The sequence below is a fragment of the Saccharomonospora sp. genome (assembly GCF_027317685.1).
In the GTDB taxonomy this organism is placed as follows: Bacteria; Actinomycetota; Actinomycetes; order Mycobacteriales; family Pseudonocardiaceae; genus Saccharomonospora.
The window spans coordinates 1-4,061 of sequence record NZ_DAHVQP010000058.1 but is presented as its reverse complement, the minus strand read 5'-3'; the positions used below and the strand labels follow the sequence as shown (position 1 = coordinate 4,061).

At 67.6% G+C, this 4,061-nt stretch carries 3 protein-coding genes; all 3 read right to left on the bottom strand.

Annotation, left to right across the window (positions count from 1 at the left end):
* Positions 1-462 precede the first annotated feature (462 nt).
* From thrB to M7H19_RS07330, 3 genes are read right to left on the bottom strand one after another with little or no spacing between them, the layout of a single operon-like run.
* Positions 463-1,350, bottom strand: coding sequence for a homoserine kinase (thrB, locus tag M7H19_RS07340; protein WP_298178655.1), 888 nt, complete (start codon positions 1,348-1,350; stop codon positions 463-465).
* A 59-nt stretch (positions 1,351-1,409) separates the two neighbouring features.
* Entirely contained in the window at positions 1,410-2,504 is a 1,095-nt protein-coding gene (thrC, locus tag M7H19_RS07335) for a threonine synthase (RefSeq protein WP_298178652.1), read from the bottom strand.
* The gene (locus M7H19_RS07330) at positions 2,501-3,808 is read right to left on the bottom strand and encodes a homoserine dehydrogenase (RefSeq protein ID WP_298178650.1); all 1,308 of its coding nucleotides are present in this window, start codon (positions 3,806-3,808) and stop codon (positions 2,501-2,503) included. The genes thrC and M7H19_RS07330 overlap by 4 nt, the downstream gene beginning before the upstream one ends.
* Between the last annotated feature and the right edge of the window lie 253 nt (positions 3,809-4,061).

Sequence of the window (4,061 nt, the reverse complement as noted above, 5' to 3'; positions counted from 1 at the left end):
CCGAGTCAGACGTTGCAGACGATGCAGCTTGGGGCTCCACGTCGCCGCTCAACAGATCGGTGTTGCTCACACATGTCCTTCCTGACCGGCCCACACTCCACGCGCAGACCAGCGGACCACCGCCCGCGTCCGAATTGCGAGACGGCGTACTGGGGTCCCTGTGCGGCCGGTTCGTCGCCGACGATATGGAAAACAGCGACAACCACCGTCACGGGATCAACTCGATCACCGTGTTTACCCGAAACTCCCGTCGAAAACTAACGGAAAAGATCCGATCCGGAAAAACCCTCCGAGACCAGCAGGTGCGGAAACCGCACGGTGACCGAACGCCTCCGAGGGTAGACCGCCGGGAAACACGGTGCAACAACCACCCCCCACATGGCGGCTCCTTGCCTGATCATGGTCGGGGCCTGTCCTACAGTGCCGTTGTCGCTGCTGTCGCTTACGTGTTTACCCGAACGCTCACGTACTTACCCGAACACCGATGAGATCGACGGGCAGTTCCGTGACTTCGAACCCTGTAACGTCCACTCCCTCCGGGAGTATTCCCGTCGTGGTCAGCGCCAGCACGGTCGGTCCCGCCCCCGAGATCACCGCGGCCACCCCGCGCGCCCGCAACGCCCGCATCAGCCACACCGAGGCGGGGAAAGCGGACTCACGGTAGTCCTGGTGCAGCCGGTCCTCCGTCGCCGCGAACAACAGGTCCGGCCGGGAGGTGACGGCGTGCACCGTCAGCGCGCTCCGGCTCGCCGCGAACGCGGCGTCCGCATGCGGCACGTACTCGGGTAACAGTCCCCGTGTCTCCGCGGTCGACGAGTGGTCGCTCGGTACAGCCACCACGGGTCGGATCGCGGGATGCGGACGCAGCCGTTGCGCGTGAAACGTCGAGTTCGACTGCCACGCCACCACGAAACCCCCGAGCAGGCTCGCCGCGGCGTTGTCGGCGTGCCCCTCGAATTCGGCCGCCAACTGCAGCGCCACGTCGTCGATGTCCTTACCCGCCAACGCATACCCGGCCGCGACCCCCGCCACGACCGCGGCGGCCGACGATCCGAGCCCACGGGAATGCGGGATGGCGTTACGACAACGCAGCGCGAGCCCCGGCACCTTGATGTCGAGGTACCGACAGGCGTGCCGCAGCGCGCGCACCACGAGGTGCGATTCGTCGGTGGGCACGTTCGACATGTCACCGGCCCCGGCATCGATCACCTCAACGTGCAGGCCGGAGTCGGTCACGGCCACGTCGATGACGTCGTGAATCCCCAGCGCCATACCGAACGTATCGAATCCGGAGCCGACATTCGCCGTCGACGCCGGGACGGTGATCGTGTATTTCACGCCAACGCTCATTCCTGGCCCCTTCGGCACGACCGACGGTGAAACCCCGAAGGCCGTGCCTTTCGGTGCCCTTACGACAGTTCCAGCGCCGCTGCGACCGCACTCGGATCGACAGCGAGCGGCTCGACCTCCACATTGCCATCCAGGGCGGTCGCGGGATCCTTGAGACCGTGGCCGGTGACCGTGCACACCACGGTGGACCCCTTCGGCAACCGTCCGTCGGCCGCCGTCAGCAGCAGACCAGCCACACTCGTCGCGGACGCGGGCTCCACGAACACTCCCTCACGCCGGGCGAGCAGGCGGTAAGCGTCGAGGATCTTCTCGTCAGTCACGGCCTCGAACAGCCCACCACTGGCGGTCTTGGCCTTCACGGCCGACTCCCACGACGCCGGACTGCCCACCCGGATCGCGGTCGCCACCGTCTCCGGGGCCTGCACCGGCTCGCCCTTCACCAGCGGCGCGGCACCGGCGGCCTGGAACCCGAACATCCGCGGCACGGTGCTGACCACGTCGTCGGCGGCGTACTCGGTGTATCCCGCCCAGTAGGCCGTGATGTTGCCCGCGTTGCCCACCGGAAGGCAATGGATGTCCGGGGCCTGGCCGAGCGCGTCACAGATCTCCCACGCCGCGCTCTTCTGCCCCACCAGCCGAACCGGGTTCACCGAGTTGACCAGCGTGACCGGGTAGTCGGCGGCCGTCTTACGAGCCAGCTCCAAGCAGTCGTCGAAATTACCGTCGATCTGCAGGATGCGGGCACCGTGCAGCACGGCCTGAGCCATCTTCCCCAGCGCGATCTTGCCCTGCGGCACCAACACCGCCGTGGCCAGACCCGCCCGCGCGGCGTAGGCGGCCGCCGACGCGGACGTGTTCCCGGTGGAAGCACAGATGACGGCCTGCAACCCGCTCGCCTTCGCGTGGGTGATCGCCACCGTCATCCCCCGGTCCTTGAACGACCCCGTGGGGTTGGCGCCCTCCACCTTCAGGTACACCGTGCAGCCGGTGAGCTCGGACAGGTGTGGGGCGAACAGCAGCGGCGTGTTGCCTTCCCCGAGCGTGATGATCTCGGCACCCTCGGGAACCGGGATGCGTGAGGCGTACGCCTTGATGACACCCGGCCAGCCCGGCCGCACACCCTGCCCCGCAGCCGAAGAAGCCTGTGCGTTCACGAATCCTCGCCTTCCACCCGCATCACACTCACTACCTCCCGCACCACGTCGAGCTCGCTGACCTCGTCGACCGTGGCCTCCAGCGCCGCATCCGGCGCCAGATGGGTCACCACCACGAGACTCGCGGTGGAACGCTCGTCCCGCTGGCGCACCGCCGCGATGCTCACACCGTGCACGGCGAAGACCTGCGCGACCTGCGCCAACACACCAGGACGGTCGGCCACGTCGAGACTGATGTGGTAGCGCGTCGGGGTCTGCCCCATCGGACGCACCGGTAGCGCCGCGTGAGCAGACTCGCGCGGTCCACGCCCACCGGCGACCCGGTTGCGGGCCGCCGCCACCAGGTCCCCGAGCACGGCACTCGCCGTGGGAGCGCCCCCGGCGCCCTGCCCGTAGAACATCAGCTCACCCGCGGCCTCGGCCTCGACGTACACCGCGTTGAACGCGCCGCCCACTCCCGCGAGCTGGTGTGTCCTGGGAATCATCACCGGGTGCACCCGCGCCGACACCGACTCCGTACCGTCGTCGGCCGTCACCCGTTCACAGATCGCCAGCAGCTTCACCGTCCGGTTCAACCGCTTGGCCGCCGCGATGTCGGAGGCGTTGATGCCCACGATGCCCTCGCGGTACACCTCGGCCGCCGTCACCCTCGTGTGGAACGCCAATGACGCCAGGATCGCGGCCTTCGACGCGGCGTCGTAACCCTCCACGTCCGCGCTCGGATCGGCCTCCGCATAACCGAGACGCGTCGCCTCCTCCAGTGTCTCGGCGTAGCTCGCGCCCGTGGAATCCATAGCGGACAGGATGAAGTTCGTGGTGCCGTTCACAATGCCCATCACGCGAGTGATCCGGTCACCCGCCAAGGATTCCCGCAACGGACGCAACAGCGGGATAGCGCCCGCGACCGATGCCTCGTAATACAGGTCGGCACCCGATTCGTTGGCCGCCGCCGACAACTCCCCGCCGTGCTCGGCCAACAACGCCTTGTTACCCGTCACCACGGACTTGCCCTGACGCAACGCCGTGAGCAGCCAACCGCGCACCGGCTCGATACCGCCGATCAACTCGACGACGATGTCCACATCGGACTCGACGAGTTCGCCCGCGTCGGCTGTCAACAACTGCTGCGGAAGCTCCGGATGCTTGTCGGGTCTGCGCACCGCGATACCGGCCAACTCAACGGGGGCACCCACCCGGGCCGCCAGCTCGTCGGCGCCGTTCAGCAGCAGGCGGGCAACCTCACTGCCGACCGTGCCACATCCCAGCAGCGCGACCCGAACAGGACTCTCGCGACGCTCGCTCACGACACCTCCAGCATCCTGCGGGACACCCTCCCCTGCCGCGGCCACACAGCATGCCGCAACGTGGGCCCAACCCGGTCGGTGTCGCAAGGCAGAGCATCCAACCATCCTCGCTTCACGACACCTCCAGCACCTTGCGGGACACCCGCACCCGGTCGGTGTCGCAAAGCAGGGCATCCAACCATCCTCGCTTCACGACACCTCCAAGCGGAACATGTCCTCGTTCGTCTCTCGCCGCAACAACAGTCTGTGATTT

Excerpts from the sequence above, each read along its gene's own strand:
- thrB (WP_298178655.1), bottom strand. The coding sequence starts at position 1,350 with ATGAGCGTTGGCGTGAAATACACGATCACCGTCCCGGCGTCGACGGCG.